We start from the raw sequence: 25,359 nt of genomic DNA on the forward strand, positions 1-25,359 counted from the left end.
ATAGTAAATACGTCGCGGCAGATCACATCAGCCTTCCTGCTCATACAGGTCTTGATAAGATTGCATGAGTGCTGCAAACTTGGGAGCCGCGTTCTCTGAGAAGCTGAGGATGAGATTTTCGTTAGACACATAGGCTTTCTCTGAGGCATACTGGAACATTTTCTCCTCATATTCTTCAATGGCCGCAGGTGTCTGCTTGTTCCTTACTATGGCCAGGGCCAGCTCCAGCGCATCCAGCATCGCGAGGTTCACTCCTTCTCCGGCAAAAGGAGACATGACATGTGCTGCATCTCCAATCAGCGTGACACCAGTGCTGCGTTCCCAGCGGAACCCGACTGGCAGCATGTAGATCCGTCTGGGCACCACCGCATCCTCCGCATACCGGATATAATTCTTGAGCGGCTCACTCCAATCGTGAAATAGCTCAAGCAGCTTGGCCTTCGTCTCCTGCGGGTTATCGTTTCGGATTTCGTCTAACCAGTCCCGTTCGACCTTGAAGCTCGCATATACTTTGATCCGCCCATTGCCGTTCAACTGGCCCAGAATCCCTTTGTGATCATCCAGCGCGAACATCTTGCCACGTGCATTAAATGCTGCCAAGTCCGGGTGATCGGTTGCAATAACGTTAAGCTCCAGCATAGTCAGACCTGAATATTCCACATCGGTATCCGTAAGCAGAGGACGAATCCGGGAAAAGGCACCGTCCGCACCAATGACAAGATCAGCCACAGTGGTATGACCATTCCCAAAATGAAGCTCCGTCTGCCCCTCGCCCAGAGATACAGCCTTCTCCAGTTTATAGCCATACTGTATGGTAGACGGATCTAATTTGTTCAAAAGCAAGTCACAAAGCACACCACGGTCAATCTCCGGGCGTCTCTGCCCTTCCGAGCTCTCTTCGTCGGCCACTTCATCCAGGTATATGTTCCCCGTCTTATCCATAAGCCGGAAGTCTTCGCCTTCAAACCGTGCTGCCTGCAGAAAAGCTTCATATAACCCGGCCTCCTTCAAAGCGAGCTGCCCGGATTCTTCATGGATATCTAAGGAGCCTCCGCGTTCATGACTTAGGTCCTGATGCTCACGTTCGTAAACGATCGAGGAAATACCATGCTGCTGGAGAATCAGGGCAAGCGTTAGCCCCCCTGGTCCCCCTCCAAATTATAGCGATCCGGCGTTGTTCTGTAGAATGAACAGTTGTCATGTTTAGACATCTCCTTTTGTATTGATAGTTATTTTTTTAAGAAACCAGGATGCTAACCGGCACGTTGATGAAAAAGATCCAGTGCCAATTAATGTACTCGATCAGCCAGCCCGACAATAAGGGGCCTAGAATGGGAGCCAGCAGCATCGGGATTTCGAGGATGCCCATGACCGATCCTCTTTTGTCAGGTGGAGCGACCATGAATACATTGGCTATCCCGATCGGAGCCACCATGCCTCCGCCCAGACATTGAATGATGCGGAAGACGATAAGCTATGGATTAGTTAAGTTGATTCATTTATAACACTACGAACGGTGTTCGTCAAGAACGATGTTCGTTTGATCGTGTTTGAACTGCCGCCAGAAAACAAAAAAGAGCCCGCCGACCTGTTAAGGTTGACGGGCTGCAAATAAATTCAAAATAACATATGTAGTTACTTCGCTGCTTGCTTGGGTGTATATACTGAAACGTGTATTACTTCAAGCTAAACTGTCTGGCTCCATGTCTTGCGACCAGCTGTATTGCACTGATGAAATACACGACAGTGAGCAATGTGATGGTAACCGCTAAGCTCCACGGGTCCGGGCGCAACAAGAATGCTGCCAGGAAACCAATCGAACCCAGGCTGTTCAGCAAAGTAAACCAGGGGTTACCCGTTGTCATGTCTGAGGTATAAGGCTGGAGCAGATAATACAGCAATAAATGATGTACCGAGAAAATCACTGCCAACGCCAGCGTTAACAGCCATACGGGAAGAAGGATCGGATGGAATTTGCCGTCAGCGATGATCAGGATAAACACACTCAACATAGCGGCCAGAACCGCTCCAATCAGCATATTCCGCCCCAGCAGCCACCGGAGGCGCAGGCGGAAATGCAGCAGCGCATCCCTCCGGTAGAAGGAATACCGCAACAGCGGCAGATCGCAGTGATGAAACAGCACTCTGCATAGCTGATTGCCCATCGTCAATTGAAACATAGCCAGAATGATAAAGGATATATATCGTTCAAGCTGTGTTACCTTCAGATGATCTGCAAAGGTCAGTGCTGAGATTGTGAACAGGATGCCCATTACACTAATGATCACTAACCTTCTATATAATGGTGCGGTTATATGGCCTCTATGACGCTTAACAAAAACAGAGTGTAGGTAGGCGTAACCTCTCTTGCCCGCAACAGGCTGAAGTCCGCTACTATCGCTGGCGTTATCCGCCTGAACCTGTACACTTTTTTGCTGAAGATCCATCAGCATCCGTTCCATGTTAAGCAGCGGATCATCGAAGCTAGTTACCGCTCTTACCGCATCCGTGTAGTTCGTTCTGCGCAGCAGTATATATCCGGCGGCCAGGCCGCTTAGCAGTAGCACCACCAGAAGCAGCGGTTGACCAAGCACTATGGCACCGAACAGCGGCACATCCATCAATCCTGTCAATGGCAGATAGGCTGCTGCAAGTGTGAACAACATGACCACAGAGACGATCCCTGTCTTTTTCACTAAAATAATCTGAGATCTCCGGAAAAGCCTCAAATGCAGCAGTTCACATAAAATCCTCCAAAGGGTCACAGCACCAACCAGCAATAGAGCCTGTCTCGCAGAAATGCCCAAGCTGCTGGCAGTGACCATCATGGCAATCCATTGGAACACCAGAAAAGCTGTATACCGGTTAACCAAAACGGCCCGCGTATACCTTGTAGGCGTAATCCGCATCAGCCGGACCGCAGTGTATTTCATTTTACTGGATTCCAGCACCTTCGCACTTGATACTCCTGCCAGTAAAACACTGATGCAGAAATACATATGCATAAACAAAGCACGCCGTTCATCCACTGTCCAATCGTCTGTCCACAGCGCAATCGGCAGCGCAAGCAGCACTACGAAATAGAGCAAGCTTTCGGCTAAACCGCCTAACAGAATCAGCACAACGGCGATCCCGCCAGCGCGCCGCTTGGCTTGCACAGCCCCATACGCCCGGTCTGTAACTAACTTCCCGATAAAGGGCAGCCGCTGGGCATAAAAGATCAGCTTGTTAACAAAGAGGGCCACCTGTAACTGCCACATACGAACGAGCGTATTAAGCATCTCCGGCATGGGCATCCACCTCCCCGCTTTCGGGTACAAGGGCGGTAGCTTCGCTCAATAACTCAATCACCTGCTGCTCAACATCCGGCTGCTTCAGCACCTCTGCTGATACGCGCGTCAGCTTACCTTGATGAAGCAGGGCCAGCTCATCGCATAAATCGGCGGCCAGCTGCAGGATATGCGTGGAGAAGATCAGCACGTGATCGTCTTTCATCTTCCGTAATAGCTGCTTCATCTCTAAGGCAACAACGACATCAAGCGAAGTCAGCGGCTCATCCAGCAGAATGACGGGAGGCTTCATGAGCAGCACGAGCAGCATTTGCAGCTTGTTTTTCATGCCGTGCGAATAATGCTTAATCAGCTTGTGGCGGTCACTCTCTTCAATAGACATCAAGTCAAATAGCACATCTATATCGCCGCCCTGGTCTGCAATTGCTGCCTGATTCACATCTATATAGAAACGAATAAATTCATATCCGGTCAGGAATTCCGGTAAAATTGGCAGGGAATGGACATAACCGACATCCTCTGCGTGCAAATCACGGCTGGAATTGCCTTGTACCAGCTTCACCCTTCCACGATCTGCCTCTAATTCTCCGCTTAAGCAATTGAACAAAGTCGTCTTCCCTGCCCCGTTGCGGCCAAGCAGACCGTAAATCTTCCCCTGCTCAAACACCATGTCCGCACCGGTCAATACATGCTTACTATCGAAGCTTTTTTCCAGGTTCTCTACAACTAGCTCCATCCTCTTTTGATCTAGCCTCTGATTATCCCTTGTGATCTTTAACACACACCTTTGTATAGTTTTAGTTAAGGATAACACTGGCTTTTGAGGGATGGGTTGTAGAGAATTTTTAAAATTAAGTGTTATTACTGCAGTAGCTCTTTGATATCACTTGCTTCATGCTCCTCCAGCAGCCGCTTCAGCTTCTGCCGTTGGCGCTTTTCCCGTTGACGGCGCTCTTTGTCCTCTTCTTTGAGGGCCTTGAGCAGGGAGAAGCACATGCCGATCAAGACAATGGCGAACGGCAATGCAGCAACAATAGAAGCAGTCTGAAGGCCGCTTAATCCGCCGCTGATCAGCAGCACCACAGCGATGGCGGATTGCAGAATGCCCCAGGTTAATTTCACTCTGGCACTCGGGTTAAGCTTGCCGTCTGAAGTCAGCATGCCCAGTACAAAGGTAGCCGAATCGGCTGAAGTGATAAAAAAGATCATAATCAGCATCGTAGCGATAAACGATACTAGAGTGCCTAATGGGAGTTGCTCCAGCATGACAAATAGAGCGGTCGTCGTATCTGCTTTTACGGCGTCTGCCAGCTGGACAGCATCGAACAGTTCCATTTGCATGCCCGTTCCGCCAAATACCGAGAACCAGATGAAGCCGAACAGAGTCGGGATAATCAGCACGCAAATGACAAATTCCTTAATCGTTCTTCCCTTGGAGACCCTGGCAATGAATGTCCCGACAAACGGTGCCCAGGCAATCCACCAGGCCCAATAGAATAAGGTCCAGGCTCCGACCCAGGTTCCCTTGGAGAATGGCGTTAACCTCAGACTCATATTGACAATATTCTGCAGGTAGCTGCCTAGCGTGGTTGTAAAGGTATCAAAAATAAACGAGGTCGGCCCCATAATCCACACAAACAGCATCAATAGAATGGCGATTACTAAGTTGGTGTTGCTGAGGATTTTGATTCCCTTGTCCAAGCCGCTGGTAGCGGAGATTAGGAACAGCACAGTTACAATAGCGATAATAACAATCTGAGCAGATACGGTGTTAGGAACTCCGAATAAATAGTGCAACCCTCCGTTAATCTGCAGAGCTCCGAGGCCCAGAGAAGTCGCTACCCCAAAAATAGTAGCAATGACCGCCAAAATATCGATAGCCTTGCCCAGCCAGCCGGCAACCAGCCGCTCCCCAAGTAAAGGAATGAAGGCTGCGCTGATCAGGCCCTTATACCCTTTGCGGAACTGGAAATAAGCAAGCGTCAAGCCGATGACGGCATAGATCGCCCAAGGGTGCAGTCCCCAGTGGAAAAAGGAATACCGCATAGAGATCCGTGCTGCTTCGGTCGTCCCTCCAGCTACGCCCTCTGGCGGAGATAAATAATGGGACAGCGGTTCAGCGACTCCCCAGTAGACAAGCCCGATCCCCATCCCTGCGCTGAATAACATGGACAGCCAGGATATCGTGGAATATTCCGGTTCGTCGTCATCATCTCCCAGCCGGATACTGCCGAACCTGCTGAAGGCTAAGTAGAAAGTGAAGATCAGGAAGAACAAAGTAGCCAGCAAATAGAACCAGCCGAAATTATGGATGGAGAAATTGTATGCGGCATTAGCTGTCTCGGCCATCTGATCAGGCGCTACGGCTCCCCATAAAGCAAAAATCGCTACGATGGTAATTGAAATGATAAAGACCATAAGTGAACCTCCGTCGGTAGTTTATGTAAACCGCTCTTCACTAAAGTATGTGTAACTTTAGGCCGGACTATGAAATCATTCCGTACGAAAGAGCCCGCGCCATGCGTGTCCCTTTCTGTACCTTTAAATATAGTATTCGATATGAGCTTCATCGTATTTCGTCGGATTGGGCTGCGGAATACAGGTAATGGCCAGTGCTGCGAGCCCCATGACACTAATACAGACAAACGAGGCCCGAAAGGCCATAAGATTCCCTGCCTCCGGAAAAATATTCTGGGCCAGCCGGTAAAGTGTCCCGCCCAGCGTAATGCCCATTCCCATGCCGATGGTCCGGCTCATATTAAGCGTTGCTCCAGCCACGCCAAGCCGTGCCCCCGGTACATTGCCCATGACATTACTGTTGTTGGGCGGCGTAAACAGGCCCATGCCTCCCCCGACCAGCCCCAAACCGAGCAGGAGCCGGGCAATATCGCCATCACTGCGAATCGACGCCAGAGCGGCACAGCCGATCAGTAGCGCAACAATACCGGTGATAGCGGGCAGCCGGATGCCAAACCGGTCCGCGAGATAGCCCGAGACCGGCGTCATTAGCGTCATCCCGATCGGAACAAATGACAGATATAGCCCCGCACGGATAGAATTGGCATGGAAGACGGCTTCCATCAGAAACGGACTGAGCAGCAGCACGCCATACATGACGGTAAAGGACAGGAACCCTGTCAGATTTCCACGAATAAAGATACTGCTGCGGAACAGCGCCAGGTCCATCAGCGGAACGGGCGTATGCTGCTCTTCCCGGATGAACGAGGTTAAGGCCAGCAATGCGGTGAACGACCCGATCAATATAACCGGCGAAGCCCAGCCGAGTGCGGTTCCATTGTTGAGGATATAGACCAGGAAGACCAGAAACGGAATGAGGAACAGCATTCCCCAAAGGTCGAACGATTCCTTCTTCTTAGCGTTATCCTGCGGAAGCAGCAGAATCCCGAGAATCGTCCCGATGATCCCGATGGGAATGTTAATGTAGAATAGCCAGCGCCAATCTCCCATGGCCAAAAGTCCGCCGCCGATAACCGGCCCCAGACTGAGACCGATGCCTTGCGCACTGGCCTGGATGCCGATCGCTTTGCCCCGATGCTGCGGCGGGGTCACGGCCGTAATGATCGCTACGCTGTTCGCCTGGAGCATCGCTGCACCTACAGCCTGCAATACCCGGGCAAGCAAAAGAACGCCAAAGGTTGGCGCCAGCCCGCAGAGTAATGAACTGATCAGGAATACCGTGAACCCGCCGGTGTACATCCATTTGCGGCCCAGCATGTCTGCCAGGCGGCCGAAGGGAATGACGAGTGATGCGAGTGTGAGCAGATATACGAGGCTGATCCATTCCACCGTGGCCATAGATACATTCAGCTGCGTAACCAGGGACGGAAGAGCCAGATTGATGATGCTTGCGTCGAGCGCTGCCATGAATGCGCCGATGCATACGGTTGACACGACAAGCCAGTGATAGCCCTTGCGGGCAGACAGAGACTCAGGAGGGCTGTTGTGGATGAACTGGGATGGACTGATCAAGCTGTTATCCTCCTTTTTTATAGTGAATATACCACCCGGATTGTTTTCACACTTTAATAATCTTAACATGAATCGCGTTGTATTAGGGCTTGAGGGGGAACAAAAGAATGATCATTCCGTCACTTTTAGCAGCACGCCATCTTTATTTTCATAGATCCTTTTCTCATTTTTTTCGATCTTGTTCATGATCTCCTCTTCCAGGTTAATCCCAAGAATCTCCGAAAGACCTATTAGATAAATAGCGACGTCCGCCAATTCTTCACCGAGATCGTCCTTCTTCTTCCGGTAAGCATCGCAGGCTTCAGATAATTCACCGTGGAGCAGACAGAATTCCTGATAAATGTCGGTTACATTGAACCCCTTCGCGATTTTGTTCTGATACACTCTTTGTTGAAGCTGTGCTAAATCAATCATGGTAATCTCTCCTATGCCCCAATTTATTGATCCGACCCTATATGCTTGCGTAAATGAACGAGCGACATGGGCCTGATCCGCTTAGCTTCAGGAATATTCTCATACAAAAGCTGGCTCTTGCCAGCTTGGGCAAACCATTCCCGTAACCTGGTGATCCTGCCTTTATTGAAATCAATGAACTGGAAATCCACCTGCTTAAGATGCTCCATTCCGGTAAGAGGCTCTAAATCCTTCGCAGTCACGGTTGCGGATAGCTCTCTGAGCTCTAGCATTTCAAGCTGCGGTACGGCCCACAGTGGAGCGATGTGCTCCAGGGCTTTCATCTGATCCAGTTCAAGCTGTCTGAGCTTGTACATATTAGTGAAGTCACACAGAGCCTTCACCTTAGGTAAGGACAAGCGAAGGTAAGCGAGATTCTGCATGGACGCCAATACATCCAGTTCGCTGAGGTTACGGATAGCGGCCAGACTAAGCATGGTCACCGAGGAATCCGCAAGGGCATCTAGTGACCCGTTGAGTATAGAGTCATGTATGAAAAAGCATTGCAGCTTGGGTAACCGGCGGATAAACTCAAGTTCATGAATCGTAGTACGCAAGATTAAGGTATCCAGGCTGGAAGCATCGCCTATCGGCGTTAAGTCTGCATATTTTCCATGGACCGAGAGATATTGCAGCTCCTTGAAGCTGGAGATGAAGCTAAGGTCTACCGGCTTTTTGGTTGTAATGGATAGAAACTGCAGCCGCTCTAGCTTGCTAAGCACACTCAGGTCAATACTATGAATCAGGTTGAGCTGCAGTGCTGTGATGTGCTGCAACTCTGAAATGATATGTAGTAATTCCTTGGTGTAACGCCCTTTCATGTCGACTTGGCTAACAGATAATATCAAATCCGGGCGTTTTGCAAATATATGCTGATCTAAGTCCAGCAGATCCCGAGGCTTGTCTACATCAATGACATACGAAATAAGCGCCCGCTCGCGCAGCTGCTTCACCGCTTGATCCATTTTACCTTTTGTCCAAGGTGCACCATTCATCGAGCTGGTCCATACTCCCACCATTGCTCCCCCATTCGATCGGATATACAAAAAGCCCGCCTGTTGGTGGCAGACGGGCGTCAGCACTATAGCTTGCGCACAACGTAGATGAGATTCATTCCACAATCAAGCGTGCCCGGCAGTTTGGTGAACGCGATTTCGTGTTCGACAATCAGCTTCCAGAATTCCTGGTCGCCCCTGGCGTTCTCCAAGGCAGCGTCTCCAGCTTGTGTATATAATCCCGCAGAGCTTCTCTCCATAACATTAACCGGAAACCGGGCAAATAAAGCATCTAATTCAGAGCTTCTCATCATGTGGACATAATGCTTGCTGGGAACGGGGTAATGCTCTTCGTCTTGAATTCCCGTATTCATGATCCATCTTGTCGCATCGATCCCGAACTGTCCCTTTTCATAGCGGATGCCTTCGAGATAATACATGGATGCACCGATGAAGCTCATCGACCCGACAATCAGGATGCCGCCCGGCTTAAGTACTCTTAGCAGCTCCCGGATGCCATCCGTCTCTTTATCCAAGAGATAGTTGATCACACCGCCGATACAGACCGCAGAGTCAAAAGAAGCATCTGCAAATACGCTCATATCCAGTACATCTAACACATGATAAGCCTTGATTCTGTCATATAGAGACAGCTCCTGCATTTTGGACTTGTTGAATGCAATCTGATGGCTGGACAGATCAGCAACAGTCAATTCAGCACACATGGTAGCCAGATCTTTGGTGTACCTGCCTGAACCTGCGCCAATCTCCAGCACCTGATCTCCAGGCTTGATATAGCGCTGTAGAATGTCTAAATGTACCTGATACAAAAGCTCGCCTGGCCCATCCTTTGTCAGACGTGTCCATTCACGGTCGCCATAGTTGTCGTACCGGGTTCTCGGGATTTCGGGGTTGTAGCTCATGAAAGCCTCTCCTTTTCATATTCAATTGGGTAATGGGAGTAATACCGCTAATGTCGCTAATACCACTTTCACTCATACAACCACCTCCTAAGAATCCGTCTGTTCTCTATTATACTAAGCTTCGGATTTTTTGGCATCCTTAATTTCCCAGACTCATCAGCTCACTTCGCAGACTCGTCCCGGGACGGTTCTGCCTGCTTAAGCAGGTCATCGCGGATGCTGTCCTTCCACAGCGGCACTCCCGAACGGTAGGCTGCCCGGCCATTGAGATGACCGGCCACCGGCGAAGTAATGAATACAAACAGAATCGCGAGCAGCAGCTTGACACTGATGCTTCCATCCTTGAACCAGAAGTACAGGAATCCGCCGCCCAGCAGGCAGAGTACCCCGAAGGTGGCGCTTTTGGTAGCTGCATGTGAGCGCAAATATACATCCGGCAGCCGGATTAAGCCGAACGCGCTGATCGCACAGAATATGGCGCCAAGCACCACCAGAATGGAGCTGATTAATTCACCTGTCACGGGTTCTCTCCCCTTCCTCCATGACCACGCCACGCTCAATGTATCTGGCGAGGGCGGTTGTTCCAATAAACGTCAGAATGCCGATAACCAGAATAACCTCCAGGAAATCCTGGGTATTCAGCAGCATGCCGATCACAGTAATCATCGCAAGGATGTGAATTCCTATCGTATCCAGAGCGGCTACACGGTCTGATCGTGTCGGCCCCTTCAGCAGGCGGAACAGGCAGGCCAGCAGCGCGGCTCCCAGAATGACCAGTGCTGTAGTTAACAATGTCTGGACCATCAGCGGGTCACCTCCTGAATGACTTGCTCAAAGTTGGTTCTAATCTGCGTAGCCATAGCTTCAGCATCTTGAATATCAATCGCATGAATATATAAGGTGGTGCCGTCTGCGGATACATCCAGTGTCAGCGTACCCGGGGTCAGACAGATCAGACAGGATAACAGCGTGACTTCCCAGGCTGAGGTCAAGGAGGTCTCATAAGCAAAGATACCGGGACGGATCGCCAGCCTCGGACGGAGAATATGCCCGATCACTACAAAGTTCGAAATGGTCAATTCACGGATGAAGATCAGCACCAGCTTCAGAATCGACCACAGACGGCGCAGATAAAAGGGACGGGACTGAGACCGTGATCTTCTGAACAGCAGCAGTATCCCGATGCCGAGCAGGAAACCGATCAGGAAGCTGGAGAAGGAGCCATCGTTATTAATGCCCATCCACAGGAATGCAATTAACAGATTAAATAATAATTGTAAGGCCATCTCCTCTACTCCTTCATTATGGCTTGGATATATAGCTCAGGTGAAGCCAGGACCGAACCCGCCTGCGAGACATAGGCAAAAAGAGCCTCCGCCCCGATTCCCATCGCGGCGACGAGCACCAGAAGTCCTGCAGCTACGGCTAATGGCCCCTTCATGCTGACCCGAGGCCGCTCTGCCTCCACCTCATTGCCCCAGAAGGCCTGCCGGAACACTTTAATTAAGGAATAGAGCACCATGAAGCTTGAGCCCAGCCCGATCAGCGACAGGGTAAGCAGCTTCGCATCCAGAGCGCCCCGGATAATCAGCAGCTTCCCGGCAAAGCCGCTCAGCGGCGGAATCCCCATGAGGGCTAGTGCCAGAATAAAGAACATCCAGCCCAGCAGCGGATACCTGCGGATCATGCCGCCCATCCCGCTCAACCGGTCTGTTCCTGCCGCTGAGATGATTAAGCCGCCAAGGATGAACAGAAGGGCTTTGGCCAATATATCATGCAACAGATAGAAGACTGTCCCGTCCAGCGAATCCCGGGTTCCCGCAGCGAGTCCAAGGACCACGAACCCGACACTGATAATCACATTGTAATTCAGAATCCGCGGAATATCCTTGTAGGCCACTGCTCCCAGGCTGCCCAGAATCATCGTAGCCGCGGCCATCCAGAGGATCAGGCTATGGGTCAGGCCGGCGTTGTCAACGAACAGCAGTGTGAATGTACGGATAATGGCATACAGCCCCACTTTGGTCAGCAGAGCACCGAACAAGGCCCGGACCGCCGCCGGCGGAGCGCTGTAGGAGCCGGGAAGCCAGAAGAACAGGAACAGCCCGGCTTTCAGGGAGAATACGATGAGAAAGAGTACGGCAATGACGTTAAGCACGCCTCCCTGCCCTGCTTCACTGATCCGCTGGGACAAATGGGCCATGTTGAGTGTCCCGGCTGCTGCATAGAGATAGGCAACGGCTGCTACAAACAAGGTGGAGGAGACAATGTTGATGAGCAGGTACTTGGATGTCTCCTTGAGCTGAAGCCGGGTCCCTCCCAGGGACAGAAGCGCGTAGGATGAGATCAGCATCACCTCAAAGAAGACGAACAGATTGAAGATATCCCCGGTGAGGAACGAGCCGAATACTCCGACCAGCAAGAAATGATAGAACGTGTAGTAATAATAATGCTCCCGCTTCTCCCCGATGGTGCTAATGGAGTATAACAGGATGGCTAAGCTTGCAATTGAAGCCGCCGTCACCAGCAGGAGTGCGAACATATCACCGGCAAAGACAATGCCGTAAGGAGGAGCCCAGCCCCCCATCTGCAAGGTCAGGAAGCCCTCCTTGTGCACATGTGCAATCAGCAGGATGGATATAAGAACCGTAAGTACGCTGCTAACCACGCTGATTCCCCGCTGCAGGCGCAGCTTACCCCTGAGGAAGATCAGAAGCACTGCTGTGCACAGCGGAATCAGAATGGGCAGCACCAGTAGATTGCTCATTCCTTGGCCTCCTTGATGCTGTCAATTTCATCTGTGCCCAGCACCTGATAGGAGCGGTAAGCAAGTACGAAGAAGAAGGCTGTTACCCCGAAGCTGATGACGATCGAGGTCAGAATCAGAGCCTGCGGCAACGGGTCCACATATGATTCTGCCTTGCCCAGTACAGGAGCTGAGCCTGTCTTGAGACCGGCCATGGTCAGGAGCAGCAGATGCACGCCATGGGTGAGCAGCGAGGTTCCGAGCACAATCCGCAGCAGGCTCCGCGACAGAATCAGATAGACACCTATAGTAAAGAGAATGCCGATGGCCAGCGCCATTACGAGTTCCATCGTTTATCCCCTCCAATCGTTAGAATAATATTCATCGCTACCCCGACTACCGCCAGATAGACGCCCAGGTCAAACAGCACGGCAGTTGCCAGCTCCACATCGCCAAGTAGCGGCAGATGGAAGTGGCCGAAGGTGTGGCTTAGAAAAGGAGCCCCGAACAGGAACGAGCCTGAGGCAGTCAGAATCGCCAGCAGGAGTCCGGTTGCGGTAAGCAGACGGTAATTCACCGGAAAGGCTTGGCGGATCTGATCCATTCCGAAGGCAATGGACAGCAGCACCAGCGCGGCGGAGGTCATGAGTGCCCCGATGAAGCCTCCTCCCGGATGGTTATGGCCGGCCAGGAACAGATACAGCGAGAAGATAAGAATGATAATAATGATTCCCTTGGACATCGTCTGCAGAATGACATCGTTGCTGCGTAGCGGGACGGCCAGACGGCGTTGCTCCGGCTTCGGCCGGGTCAGATCTTCGTCCATCCGCAGCTGGATCAGGCCATAGATGGCCAGCGATGCGATACCCAGCACCATGATTTCAAACAACGTATCGAATCCGCGGAAGTCGACCAGGATGACGTTGACCACGTTTTTGCCTCCGGCCAGATTATAGCTCTCCTTCAGGAAGAACTCAGAGATCGGCTTGAACGGACTGCTGCCCATCGCGGCCAGAGCTACCAGCGTGACCGTCACCCCTACGCCAACCGCAATGATCAGATTCGGCAGCTTGAAGGGCAGCTTCTCCTTCTGCTGCTTCAGCTTCGGGAGATACCGGAAGCAGAGCAGGAACAGGATAACGGATACGGTCTCGATAATCATCTGCGTGAGCGCCAGATCAGGCGCGCGGAACAGGACGAACAGCAGAGTGACCATGTACCCGGTACCGCCGGTGAACAGGATTGCATTGACCCGTGATTTGGCAAAAGGGACAGCAAAGGCAGAGAGCAGCATGACTGCAATGACGGCCAGTTCATAGAACGATAGCTTCGCATAATGATCCATGCCCAGGCGGATCCCCGGCTCCCGCAGCAGGGCCGCCATCAGGGCGACGATGAAGAAGCTGAAGATGTATAGCAGGTAATGGCGGTTAGAGCCCGTCATATAGGCATTCGTAAACCGTCTGGAGCCACCTTCAAGCAGCTTCAGTGAACCATCATATATCCGGTTCAGCGTATTGCGCCCTCTCGCTTCGCGGTCCAGCACCCTTAGCCGGGTATAGCCCTTGAACAGAAGCCAGCCCGCTGCGACCACACCCATTGTCATGAAGAGCTCGGGTGTCCAGCCATGCCAGAAATGAATAGATACTTCCAGCGCCTCAACCGGTGTAAGGCGTCCGGTATGGATGGAAGCCAGCGCCGGCTCGACCAGGTTAATGGAGACCAGCTCCGGCCAGAAGGCGAACACCAGCGTAAGCGAGATAAGGATTACGGGCGGCAGCAGCAGGCCGACCGGGGCTTCATGCGGAGCTTTGTCCAGCTTGGCCCGCTGAAGCTTGCCGCCAAAGGTTTTGAATACAAGAATCATACTGTATACAAAAGTAAACACACTTGCAATCCAGGCAATAACCGGAAACAGCTGAATCCAGTATGCGGAGCTCAGCAGGTCAAATTCCTGGATATTCAGCACAGCCGTAAAGAACATCTCCTTGCTGAGAAATCCGCTGAACGGCGGCAGCCCTGCCATCGAGAACGCCCCCATCAAAGCGATGGAGAAGGTTACGGGCATCAGGGTCATCAGGCCGCCCAGCTTGCGCAGGTCGCGCGTTCCCGTCTCATGGTCAATGATGCCAACTACCATGAACAGGCTGCCTTTGAAGACGGCATGGTTAATCAGGTGGAAAAGTGCGGCTGACGTAGCCAGGGTATAGAACATGGCCTCCTGCGTCCCGCTGTAAAAGCCGGCAGCTGATCCAAGCCCCAGCAATGACATGATCAGTCCCAGCTGGCTGATGGTGGAGTAGGCCAGTAAGGCTTTGAGATCTGTCTGGCGTATGGCTTTGAAGGACCCGTATATTAAGGTGAGCAGTCCGGTTACTGACACCAGCCAGAACCATACGGACTGTCCTGCAAAGACAGGCGTCAGCCGGGCGACCAGATAAATCCCCGCCTTCACCATTGTAGCGGAATGGAGATATGCACTGACCGGAGTCGGCGCTTCCATGGCGTCAGGCAGCCAGATGTGGAACGGGAACTGGGCCGACTTCGTGAAGGCGCCCAGCAATATAAGCAGAATCGCCGGGAGCAGCAGGGCGTGGTCTGTCAAAGTCCCCGAGAGCGCAATAATCTCCCGGACACTGTAAGTACCGGTCATCACATACAGCAGATTGAAGCCCGCGAACATGGCCAGGCCGCCGAACACGGTGATCAGCATGGATTTGACGGCCCCATACCCGGAGCGTTCCCGGCCGTACCAGAAAGCGATCAGCAGGAACGAAGAAATACTGGTAAGCTCCCAGAACCCGTACAGGACGATCAGGTTATCGGACAGCACGACCCCAAGCATTGCTCCCATGAAGATCAGCAGATACAGATAGAACCGCCGGAGCCCTTCCGTCTGCTTATTAAGATAGAAAATGGAGTACAGCACGACAAGTGCCCCCATTCCCGTAATCAGCAAGACAAATATCAGGCTGAGGCCGTCCAGAATGAAATTCAGATTCACACCAAATGACGGCATCCAGGCCACTTGGTCTATCAGGGATTCACCTGCGCGGATCGCCGGGATTTTCGTCAGCACATACAGGAATAGAGCCGCCGGAACGGGCAGAATAATCCATCCCAGATGAAAGCGTGAGGTATGTCTAACCCCAAGCAAGAGTGCAGACCATATCAATGGCAGCAGAATAACCATAAACAGCACGGCTCAATCCCTCCTTCTCTCGTTTAGTTTGCTCATTCAGGTTTCACCCATTCGCTTTGTACAATTCGTAGATACTGTGCTTCACCGTTATTCACGATTTTGAACAGACCGGTGTTGAAGTCCGTGTCCAGCTCCCGGAAGAAGGTTCCCTTCAGCACTTCATCCCCGCGTGGCTCCTCCGCCAGACTATAACCGCTCCCCGTCTTCACCAGATAAGCGGTAAAGCCGCGCTCATGTGTCTGTTCCAGCAATTCGGGATAACGCTGCACAGCAACGATATGGAGATCTATTGTACCGACCAGCTCCATCAGCTCATTGATGAAGTTCCCCCGTGTAATCTCCTGCCACAGCGTTTGGGTAGACTGGCCGATGACGATTTGGGTTACTTGGTGTTCACGGGCAGCTTCCACAATGACCTGTGCGGGCTTTTTGCCGCCCGAGCTGCGGGTCAGGAATTGTCCCCCGGCCTCCTTCGTCTGGTTCGCCCAGCCGGACAGGTACAGCTGCTTCTCCGGGCTATACTCCTGGTATCCATCTGAGCCCGCATCCACCGTCAGGACAACGAGCGGCGCCTGCAGCTTCCTGGCCAGCTCACTGCCTCTCTGGATCAGCCGCTGCCCATGGGGACCGTAATGCACGCATACCATGATACTTTCCTGTTTCGTTTCCAGATTCATGTCCAACATTCATTTCCTCCGTAACAGTTAATTTTTGCCAATCCGCAACACAAAAAGAGCCCGCTGTTGGCAGGCTCCTCCGGTTACTCCCATATACAATTGGTCTTATTATATAGTCCCCGGAATTGAAAGTAAAGGATGAGGCAGGGAAAATCGGGTCGGGATGTCTAAATTTATCTATGCAACCCATTCTCACGAATAACTTCCTTGTACCAGTAAAAGCTATCCTTACGTCTGCGCTCCAGCGTCCCGTTTCCGTCATTATCCTGATCGACATGGATCAGACCATAACGCTTCTCCATCTCAGAGGAAGAATAGCTGATCAGGTCAATGATTCCCCAAGCCGTGTAGCCGATAACCTCTACCCCGTCCAGAATGGCTTCATGCATCTGTTCGATATGAGAGCGGAGATATTCGATCCGGTAAGGGTCATGAATGGCCCCGTCCTCCTCCACCTTATCATAGGCACCCAATCCGTTCTCTACCACATACAGCGGAATCTGATACCGGTTATACAGATTATTCAGCGTCAGCCGTAATCCGACCGGATCAATCTGCCAGCCCCATTCGCTAAGCGGGAGGTACGGATTCTTAATGCCGCCCATTGTATTTCCGCTGACCTTCTCCAGCCCCTCGCTCTGCGCACCGGCCACGAAGGAATTGTAATAGCTGAAGGAGATGAAATCGGCGGTATGCTCGCGCAGCACCAGATCGTCGCCTTCGGCCTTGGCAATGACGATACCTTTTTCCTTGAAGAAGCGCTGAATATATCTCGGATAAGCTCCACGCACCTGAACATCGGTGAAGAACAGGTTGAATTCATTATTCTTATGCGCGGCGAGTACATCCTGCGGATTGCAGGTGTGCGGGTAATGCAGCAGGCTTGTGAGCATACAACCGATCACTGCGCCCGGGATGATCTCATGACAATGCTTCACCGCCAGCGCACTGGCCACAAACTGATGATGCAGCGCCTGATAGACCGCCTGCTCCACTTGCTCCGCCTCTCCGAACCGGTCGGGCACAATGCCTCCGTTCGTGAACGGATGGCGGACAATCCCGTCAATCTCATTGAAGGTAATCCAATACTTCACCTTGTTCTTATAACGGTCAAATACAGTGGTGCAGTACCGCACGAAGAAATCAACCACCTCACGGGAGGTCCAGCCGCCGTACTGGTTCACCAGATGCATCGGCATTTCATAATGCGACAGGGTCACCAGCGGCTCGATGCCCCGCTTCAGCATTTCATCGAACACCCGGTCATAGAACGCCAGACCCGCCTCATTGGGAATTTGTTCATCACCGTTTGGATAGATCCGCGTCCAGGCGATGGAGAGCCGCAAGGTTCGGAGACCCATCTCCTGCATGTAGGCCAGGTCCTCGGGGTAACGGTGATAGAAGTCGATGCCTCTTCTTTTGGGATAGTCCTGGTCAGAATTATCTTCCATAGCTTTCTTCAGCTGCTCATCGCTCACTGCATTATGCTTCTTGTAGTCCCCTTTACCCAGGTTTCGCTTGTAAGTAGCCATGTCTGCCGTGGACAGCCCTTTGCCGTCTACGTTCCAGGCACCCTCTGCCTGATTGGCAGCGATGGCACCGCCCCATAAGAATCCGTCCGGAAAAATCCGCTGTGTACTCAATATGACCCCTCCACTATTCTTTTCTGTTCATCACCCGGCTGATATGGATAATCAGATAGAGCATCTCCTCATTAGACATGAACCGGTGGAACCTGGCTCCAATGTACGTATTGATGGATGCTACACATTTTCCTTCCTCCGGGTATTTATTCGATATCTGGTCAAGCAGCTCGCTGTCCTGCGATTCAAGCATTTTGTTCTCGATCAGGCGCTGCACAAAGAACTGGAGATGAGTCAAGAACCGCGAATAGTTAATGCTCATCGTATCAAAATCAACACCGTAATGAATTTTGATAATATTCAAAATATCGTTGACCGTCTTGGTCATCATCAGCACCTGGCTCATGTTGTCCTCGGTCTGCTGGGCATTCACCAGATGAAAGGCGATGTTCGCGGCTTCCTCTTCCGGCAAAGAAATTCCGATCTTGTCCCTGATCATCTCCAGCGCCTGCAGTCCAATCTGATATTCACGCGGGTAGAACTTCTGTACCTCCCACCGCATCCGGTTCTGGATCGTTATATTGGACTGGAAGCGTTTGGTTGCCATATATAAGTGATCGGTCAGAGAGACATAGAGGTTCTCGCTAAGATGCCTGGATAGAACGCTTTTTGCATACGATATGATCTCATCGGCCAGGATCAGGTATTCCTTGGGGGTCTCGCGCATTAAGGCGGTCATATCGGAAGCCATGTCCTTGTTCTCGACGATGTAGACCTTCTCGATCTCATGCTCATTAACGGTATCCCCCGGCTTGCTTTTGAAGCCGATTCCCTTCCCCATCACGATGACTTCCTTGCCATCCTCGCGGTCGGCCAGAACTATGTTTACATTGAGAATTTTCACTACTCTCATTAGCGTATACCTCACGTTCTCCAGGGCATCTTAGACCCCATAATGTCTTATAAAACGGTAATTAACGGCATCTCCGGCCCGATCTTTCCGCTGTATTCATGTCCGAGAATCTCCAGGTAATCCGGCGTGTTGGTGACGATCACCGGCGTAGTCGTATCGAATCCGGCTGCCTCAATCGCCTTCATATCGAATTCAATCAGCAGTTGTCCATGCTTGATCGTATCGCCTTCCTGCACTACAACATTGAAGTGCTGCCCCTTAAGCTTGACGGTATCCAGTCCCACATGAATGAGGATTTCTACTCCCTCCACCGATTTCAGCCCAATGGAATGCTTCGTTCTGAATACCGTCTCCACGGTTCCGTCGAACGGGGCAACAACCTCTCCCTTACTTGGCTTAATGGCCATCCCCTGGCCCATCGCCTCCTGTGCGAAGGCTTCATCCTTAACCTGTCTTAGAGGAATGGCTTCTCCCTCAATCGGTGAGAAGATAACCATCCGGGATTTCGGTCTTCCGGTTTCCTGCGGAGCTGCCGGTACATCGGCGGATTTCGCTGTGACAGCTTCCGGCTGCACTCCGCCGGTGTCCTCTTTGAAGCCGATGAAGTACACCGCAATTGGCGTAACGACCAGGGAGATCCCCAGCGTAATCAGGGCGTACATGAAGTTGTTCTTTTCCCCGATAAACATCGGCAGTGAAGCGATACCCGGACCTACAGCAGCGTAAGCCTTCAGATTGACGATCCCGGCAAACAGTCCGGCCGAACCGGCTCCGATCATACAGGCGACCATGGTTCTTTTCAGCTTAAGGTGTATTCCGTATAGTGCAGGCTCTGAGATCCCGAACAATCCGGAGATCCCGGCCGGTAAGGCGATCTGCTTCAGCTTCTTATCCTTAGCCAGGAACCATACCGCGAGCGCACCTGCGCCTTGCGCAATATTAGAGGACAACATGGCACTGTGAATCAGCGTTTCATACCCCGGCGACACCATTGCGGCAAAAATAACCGGGTAGAACACTTTGTGCATCCCGAACATGACGATGAACGGGAGAATGACAGATAATATCACCACCGTCAACCAGCCGAACTTCCCTTGAATCCAGAAGATTCCGTCGGACAAGCCTTGACCCAGGTAGTTTCCGAGCGGTCCCAGTGCGACTAAAGCCAGCGGAGCCATCACCAGAATGACAATCATCGGCTTCAGGAAAATCTTGACGGGTCCCGGCGAGACCTTCTCGGCAAACCGTTCCACATAAGACATCAGCCAGACAGTCAGGATAATCGGGATAACGCTTGATGCATACGAGACATTCGGCACCGGCAGTCCGGCGAACTGGACAGGGACTTCACCTGCCAGCAGGGCGATCAATTTGGGATGCAGGAGTACTCCGGCCAGAGTGACCGAGATGTACGGATTGGTTTTGAACTTCTGGGAGCTGGAGAAGGCCAGCAGCACCGGTAAGAAGTAGAACGCGGCGTCTGCAATGAAGCTGAGCAGCAGGTAGAGCTGGCTCTCCTTGGTCAGGAGGTTCAGCGAGGTGCTGAGCAGCAGCAACGCCTTCAGCATCCCCGAAGCGGCAATCGCCGGAATGATCGGCTGGAAAATCCCGGTGATGATTCCCGCGAAGCTGTCGAACAGTCCCTTGAAGCTCAGGTCTCTTTTCTTCGGCTCCTCCTGGGCGGGCGTCTTCTTCGTATCCATGAGTTTAATAAACTCATTGTACACATTACCGACATCGTTTCCAACAATCACCTGGTATTGGCCGCCGCTGTAGACGGCTCCCATAATCCCGTCTATGGATTTGATTTCATCGGTTTTGGCTGCTTGCGGATTCTTCAGATTCATGCGCAGACGGGTGGAACAGTGAATGACTTCATTGATATTATCATTGCCGCCCACTTTGTCAAAAATAGTCTTCGCGGTTTGTTTGTAGTCCATGCTGAGCACCTCACTTTAGGATATAGAAGCATAAAAAAAGGCCCAAATCGGGTAGGAATATCAAGCATTCCCACCCAATTCAAGCCTTGCCTGCCGAACAGTAACACGCTGTAATTGGATGATATGAAATTAATTTTTTGCTTTTCCGGAAATAAAAAATCAATTAACCGTTTACATTGCCACTTTAACATGTTCGGATCAAAAAAACAACACTTAATCTAGATTTAAAATCTTAAACTCGCCCGGAGTGTAGGATTGTCCTGCATACTTCTTAAATAGTACAGCACAAGCCCCTTCCACTTCCCTCCGATGACCTCTAGTGTGACTTCCAGTTCACAGTGAAAGATTTTCATAACAATCTACCATCTCCTGATACAGTGCATTAAGCTGAATTAGATTTGAGCCACTCCGCCGTCAGCGAATAATTCAATGCCGTTCAAATAACTGCTCTCCTCAGAGGCCAGGAACATGACTGCATTTGCGATTTCTTCTACCTGCGCTACTCTGCCTAACGGGACATCTGTTTTGGCCTGTTCCAGGTAATTGTCAAGCTCGGAGCCGAACAATTCATCGTACGCCGGTGTGACGACTGAACCCGGACTAAGGACGTTCATCCGAATCTCCGTCCCTTTTGTATCCAGAATCCAGTTGCGGACGAGCTGTCTGATCGCTGCCTTGGAGGCACCATAAACACTGAAAGCGGGTACCCCCATCGAGCCCGCTGTAGAGCCTGTCAGGATAATCGAACCTTTTTGATTAGGGAACAAGGGTAATGCTTTTTGTACGGTGAAAATCGTTCCTTTGACGTTGACATCAAAGGTCTTGTAGTAGTGATCTTCCGTAATTTCGCCTAACGGCAGGAATGACCCCAATCCGGCATTGGCAAAAAGAATGCCCAGATGCCGCTTGTTCCTCCGGTTACAACTGCTACTTTTCCATCAAATCTACCCATACTATTATACACTCCTTTTGTGGTTTGTAGTTCCTATGAACGCTAGTATGGAGGAAAAGTTACAAGAAAAACAGTACCCACTTTTTTGTGATATAGTCACCAAAAGGTGATAATTGAGGCGTGCGGCCCTGGTCCACGAGCAGGAGGACATCTGCATTCTTCACAGTGGACAGCCGTTGCGCGATTACCAGAATCGGCTCAGCAGGGTATCGTTCAGGTCACTCTCTTAGGTCCTGACTCTGTCGTCTTCAGGTTCAGTATTTCATTCAGGTTGTTAATAATGACCGTCATGCGGCTCCTATCGATGTTCAGTGTAAACAGAGACTTGAAAATGTTATACAGCCTGGGAAGAATCACAATGAAGGCCAGCAGTGTGCCTGGTGAGATGCGGCCTTTCAGGATCAGGTACAGGCTATAGCCGTAGATGATACTGGTAATTAAGGAGATAACCGTGTCCGCAAAATTCATGCCCTTATCCAGAATGCAATAATACTGCTCATCCAGCTTCTCCGTCTTGCTCCTGAAGCGCCTGAAGCCATACATACATAGCGGAAAAGTAATGATGGACGCGAGTGTAAGCTCGACACTCATCGAGAACATGATCAAAAAGGTAGCGGTTAGCAGAATAGCATTCGAGACTATAGACATCAGGGTATCTACTACAAAAACTTCACACAGCATTCCCACTTGTGTAGTGATCCGGTTAATAATCTCTCCTCTTCCGATGCTGTCCACATTCCTTGGCCGGGTCTCAAGCAAATGAGTAAACAGCCGGAGGCGAAGCTGCCTCGATAAATGGTTCCCTAGTTCATTGTTGTAATAAGAGGTGGCACTGTTCAAGGCGGCATACACAATGGGAATTAGAATGAGCAGAATGATATAGAGCGCAGCTGTACCGATCTGCTTATCTGGCAGGATGTCATCGAATAGGTTTTTGAACAGGAGGGGCTGAATTGTTGAGACGAGTGCGGCTGATATGTTGAAGAGTAGAATCATAACAAGGATTCGCTTACTGTTAGACAATATTTCCTTAATCAACGTCCGGATTGGATTCATAAGCCCGCAGAGCCTCCTTCGAAGAGCGTAGCTTAAGTAAGCATATCGGACATGGAAAATAAAGAGAACCTGTCTAATAATAGATAATAACCTGTCAGATTATAGATTTTTTTCGCGGTAAAACGCAAGAACAAAATCACTCTAACGGGTGAATAAGATAACCTTGGCGCAAACACAATGTATGCTGTTTTTCACATACATCCAGCAACAAGGTCACTTTGCGAACTCTTATACACCAATTAATATGCATCTTGTACAAAGAAAAAGCCAGCGTCCCCAAGGAATCACTGGCTTCTGACTAACAATATGAATAGTTACGGGAACCTACTTCCAATATCCCCGGCTGAAGGCGATCGAGCCGTCATAATCGATGTACACACCGGCAATCTGGGGATTGCGCAGAATATCGACCACATAATTATAGACTGGAATCATGACTGCTTCTTTTATCAGCAATTGCTCTGCCTTGGTGTAGAGCTGGACCCGCTTCGCCGCATCGAAGGTCTGTTCCGCCTGTTTGACGTATTGGTCATACGTCTTGTTCGACCAGCCCGAATCATTATCGGTACTGTCTGTACGGAAGAAATTCAGGAATGTAGCCGGATCATTATAATCAGCGGTCCAGCCAGTACGGGCTATCTGGAAGCTGCCGCTTTGCAGGTTGGCCAGGACAGTCTGCCAATTCTGTAACTTAATGGTGGCGCTTACGCCGAGCTTTTCATTCCATTGCTGTACAATCATTTCTGCAAATACCGCATGCTCATCCCCTTCATTCACAATGACGGTGAATGGCGGAAGCGCAGTCAGACCCTCTTGCTTGAGCCCCTTGGCCAGCAGTTCCTTGGCCTTGTTTGCATTAGACCGGTCGAAGGCGGTATCACTGACCTCTGCACGGTACTGTGCTCTGGAACCGAAAAGGGTCCAAGGCACGAAGCCATAGGCTGGTATGGCCATCGGCATCTCGTCCTGATCTATAGCCAAGGCCAGCGCCTTGCGGATATTAATGTTGCTGAAGGGCTTCTGCTTCAGATTGAACTGATAATAGTAGGTAGAGGCATAAGGGGCGTACAAGTAGTCATTCTCTGCAAACCTATTTCTGTATCCAAAATCAATCCTTGTATTGCCGCCGCCCACCCAGTCTACCTGTCCGTTGACGAAGGCCTCAGTCGCATTTTCTGATTTCTGACCCAGCGGAGACAGGAGATCTACTTCACTCAGCCGAATGGTTGCAGCACCGTAATAGTAGGGATTTTTGACCAGCTTGATCTCTGTAATGCTCCGTGATTGTAATTGAAACGGTCCATTGGTGATACCAGCAGCTTCCTTTGCCTCTTGCGACACCGGGAAATAGATCGGCTCGGCCAGCAGCGAAGGGAAATAAGCATATTTGCCCTTAAGAGTAACCTTAAGGGTGCTATCATCGATAGCCTTCACCCCAACCTTGGTAAAATCCTTCACCTTGCCGGTATGATAGCTCTCCGCTCCAGCGACATAATACATTTTGTACAGATATCCTGCCTCCCGCCCTGGCGTAAGTGCCTGCTTCCAGGCATATACGAAATCGGCAGCCTTCAGCTTCTTGCCGTTGCTCCACTTGGCATTCGTCCGCAGCTTGAACGTGTAGGTCTTCCCGTCAGCTCCTACGGTCCAAGACTGGGCTACACCTGGAACAGGCTTGCCGTTCTTGTCCAGCCTGACCAGGCCCTCGTACAATGCCTTGATGACGCTTGCTTTATCCTGGTCCCCGGCCTCAATACTTGGCGGGTCCAGCAAAATCGGCAATTCATCCATCCCGATGCGCAGCACCTGCTTCTCTGCGGCCGCAGCTACGCCGCTGCCAGGTACAGCCCCTAGCACCGTCAGCAGAATGACGAGCGAGGCTAACCAAACTTTTCTCATCTGAATTTCCCCTTAGCTATGTAATGTCACGCCCTCTCATCTTAGCATATACGGTAATATTTACCGCATGAAATTTGTAAGCTTGGACTGAAATTTAGCAAGTAGCCAACTTTACGTTATAATGGGAAAAGTACACTTTTGGCTATACCTACATAAGGGGAGATTATTGAATGCAGCAATCAAACGAGGTCTATGCGGCTACGGAGCGTCTGGTGCTCCGGCATTTTGATAAACAGGATGTGAACGCCCTGTATCAGTATCGTTCAGATCCGGACATTGCGCGGTTTCAATCATGGGAGAATTATACGTATGAGTCGGCTGAGGCGTTTGTTCAAGCGCAAATCGCGCAGAAGCCGGACGAGCCGGGCACCTGGCTTCAATACGCCGTTGCTCTGGCTGATTCCAATCTGCTCATCGGGGACTGTGCTGTTCACACCCTGCAGGCGGAGCCGCGGATTGTGGAGATTGGCTACACCCTTGCACCGGAGCACCAGGGAAAGGGTTATATTCATGAGGCGCTCGGCGGCTTGTTCGGCTACATTTTCGATACACTGGATAAGCATAAGATTATTGCTTTTACCGATGTGCGCAACGTCAAATCCATTCGGGTGCTGGAACGTCAGGGGATGAGACGCGAGGGGCATTTGCTGCAGAATTACTGGTCCAAGGGAAGCTGGACTGATGAATATCAGTATGCCCTGCTTGCGCCGGAGTGGCGGAGCAGATGAATATATTCCGGT

The 25,359-nt window shown here is 51.0% G+C and carries 20 protein-coding genes and 4 pseudogenes; 1 reads left to right on the forward strand and 23 read right to left on the reverse strand.

What is annotated here, in order from left to right:
* Nucleotides 1-27 precede the first annotated feature (27 nt).
* The 23 genes and pseudogenes from K1558_RS12505 to K1558_RS12615 all read right to left on the reverse strand — a co-directional run bounded on the left by K1558_RS12505 (nt 28) and on the right by K1558_RS12615 (nt 24,619).
* Nucleotides 28-1,201, reverse strand: a pseudogene (locus K1558_RS12505) (FAD-dependent oxidoreductase).
* Nucleotides 1,202-1,246: 45 nt separating this feature from the next.
* Nucleotides 1,247-1,474: pseudogene (locus tag K1558_RS12510) on the reverse strand (MFS transporter); the annotation flags it as partial.
* 202 nt (nt 1,475-1,676) lie between these two features.
* Entirely contained in the window at nt 1,677-3,290 is a 1,614-nt protein-coding gene (locus K1558_RS12515) for a hypothetical protein (protein ID WP_238651917.1), read from the reverse strand.
* On the reverse strand, nt 3,274-4,026 hold the full coding sequence (locus K1558_RS12520) for an ABC transporter ATP-binding protein (RefSeq protein WP_238651918.1): 753 nt from the start codon (nt 4,024-4,026) through the stop codon (nt 3,274-3,276). The genes K1558_RS12515 and K1558_RS12520 overlap by 17 nt, the downstream gene beginning before the upstream one ends.
* Before the next feature lie 125 nt (nt 4,027-4,151).
* On the reverse strand, nt 4,152-5,708 hold the full coding sequence (locus K1558_RS12525) for a glycine betaine uptake BCCT transporter (RefSeq protein ID WP_238651919.1): 1,557 nt from the start codon (nt 5,706-5,708) through the stop codon (nt 4,152-4,154).
* 123 nt (nt 5,709-5,831) lie between these two features.
* Entirely contained in the window at nt 5,832-7,280 is a 1,449-nt protein-coding gene (locus tag K1558_RS12530) for an MFS transporter (protein ID WP_238651920.1), read from the reverse strand.
* 111 nt (nt 7,281-7,391) lie between these two features.
* A complete protein-coding gene (locus tag K1558_RS12535) occupies nt 7,392-7,694 on the reverse strand; it encodes a MazG-like family protein (protein WP_238651921.1) in 303 nt (100 codons plus the stop codon).
* Nucleotides 7,695-7,717: 23 nt separating this feature from the next.
* A complete protein-coding gene (locus K1558_RS12540) occupies nt 7,718-8,752 on the reverse strand; it encodes a leucine-rich repeat domain-containing protein (RefSeq protein WP_238651922.1) in 1,035 nt (344 codons plus the stop codon).
* 62 nt (nt 8,753-8,814) lie between these two features.
* Nucleotides 8,815-9,651, reverse strand: coding sequence for a class I SAM-dependent methyltransferase (locus tag K1558_RS12545; protein ID WP_238651923.1), 837 nt, complete (start codon nt 9,649-9,651; stop codon nt 8,815-8,817).
* 161 nt (nt 9,652-9,812) lie between these two features.
* A complete protein-coding gene (mnhG, locus tag K1558_RS12550) occupies nt 9,813-10,172 on the reverse strand; it encodes a monovalent cation/H(+) antiporter subunit G (RefSeq protein WP_238651924.1) in 360 nt (119 codons plus the stop codon).
* Nucleotides 10,162-10,455, reverse strand: coding sequence for a Na(+)/H(+) antiporter subunit F1 (locus tag K1558_RS12555; protein ID WP_238651925.1), 294 nt, complete (start codon nt 10,453-10,455; stop codon nt 10,162-10,164). The genes mnhG and K1558_RS12555 overlap by 11 nt, the downstream gene beginning before the upstream one ends.
* On the reverse strand, nt 10,455-10,937 hold the full coding sequence (locus tag K1558_RS12560; protein WP_238651926.1) for a Na+/H+ antiporter subunit E: 483 nt from the start codon (nt 10,935-10,937) through the stop codon (nt 10,455-10,457). The genes K1558_RS12555 and K1558_RS12560 overlap by 1 nt, the downstream gene beginning before the upstream one ends.
* Before the next feature lie 5 nt (nt 10,938-10,942).
* Nucleotides 10,943-12,418, reverse strand: coding sequence for a Na+/H+ antiporter subunit D (locus K1558_RS12565; protein ID WP_238651927.1), 1,476 nt, complete (start codon nt 12,416-12,418; stop codon nt 10,943-10,945).
* Nucleotides 12,415-12,747 (reverse strand): Na(+)/H(+) antiporter subunit C, encoded by a 333-nt coding sequence (locus K1558_RS12570; RefSeq protein WP_238651928.1) that lies wholly within the window; start codon nt 12,745-12,747, stop codon nt 12,415-12,417. Before K1558_RS12570 ends, K1558_RS12565 begins: the two co-directional genes overlap by 4 nt.
* The gene (locus tag K1558_RS12575; RefSeq protein WP_238652060.1) at nt 12,735-15,590 is read right to left on the reverse strand and encodes a Na+/H+ antiporter subunit A; all 2,856 of its coding nucleotides are present in this window, start codon (nt 15,588-15,590) and stop codon (nt 12,735-12,737) included. Before K1558_RS12575 ends, K1558_RS12570 begins: the two co-directional genes overlap by 13 nt.
* Nucleotides 15,591-15,631: 41 nt before the next feature.
* The gene (locus K1558_RS12580; protein ID WP_238651929.1) at nt 15,632-16,285 is read right to left on the reverse strand and encodes a universal stress protein; all 654 of its coding nucleotides are present in this window, start codon (nt 16,283-16,285) and stop codon (nt 15,632-15,634) included.
* 164 nt (nt 16,286-16,449) lie between these two features.
* Nucleotides 16,450-17,922 (reverse strand): glycoside hydrolase family 1 protein, encoded by a 1,473-nt coding sequence (locus K1558_RS12585; protein WP_238652061.1) that lies wholly within the window; start codon nt 17,920-17,922, stop codon nt 16,450-16,452.
* Nucleotides 17,923-17,932: 10 nt separating this feature from the next.
* Entirely contained in the window at nt 17,933-18,772 is an 840-nt protein-coding gene (licT, locus tag K1558_RS12590; RefSeq protein ID WP_238651930.1) for a BglG family transcription antiterminator LicT, read from the reverse strand.
* Between the two features lie 47 nt (nt 18,773-18,819).
* Nucleotides 18,820-20,712 carry a beta-glucoside-specific PTS transporter subunit IIABC gene (locus tag K1558_RS12595; RefSeq protein ID WP_238651931.1) on the reverse strand — a complete coding sequence of 631 codons (1,893 nt, stop codon included), beginning with the start codon at nt 20,710-20,712 and terminating at the stop codon, nt 18,820-18,822.
* A gap of 272 nt (nt 20,713-20,984) precedes the next feature.
* Nucleotides 20,985-21,065 (reverse strand): annotated as a pseudogene (locus tag K1558_RS12600) (winged helix-turn-helix transcriptional regulator); the annotation flags it as partial.
* Nucleotides 21,066-21,104: 39 nt separating this feature from the next.
* A pseudogene (locus K1558_RS12605) lies at nt 21,105-21,629 on the reverse strand (SDR family NAD(P)-dependent oxidoreductase); the annotation flags it as partial.
* Nucleotides 21,630-21,877: 248 nt separating this feature from the next.
* Nucleotides 21,878-22,720 (reverse strand): ABC transporter transmembrane domain-containing protein, encoded by an 843-nt coding sequence (locus K1558_RS12610; RefSeq protein WP_238651932.1) that lies wholly within the window; start codon nt 22,718-22,720, stop codon nt 21,878-21,880.
* A gap of 324 nt (nt 22,721-23,044) precedes the next feature.
* The gene (locus K1558_RS12615; protein ID WP_238651933.1) at nt 23,045-24,619 is read right to left on the reverse strand and encodes a peptide ABC transporter substrate-binding protein; all 1,575 of its coding nucleotides are present in this window, start codon (nt 24,617-24,619) and stop codon (nt 23,045-23,047) included.
* Nucleotides 24,620-24,789: 170 nt separating this feature from the next.
* Between K1558_RS12615 and K1558_RS12620 the strand changes: the two genes are divergently transcribed.
* Entirely contained in the window at nt 24,790-25,347 is a 558-nt protein-coding gene (locus K1558_RS12620) for a GNAT family N-acetyltransferase (protein WP_238651934.1), read from the forward strand.
* The last annotated feature ends 12 nt before the right edge of the window (nt 25,348-25,359 follow it).

The organism is Paenibacillus piscarius (genome assembly GCF_022234545.1).
GTDB lineage: Bacteria > Bacillota > Bacilli > Paenibacillales > Paenibacillaceae > Paenibacillus_AQ > Paenibacillus_AQ piscarius.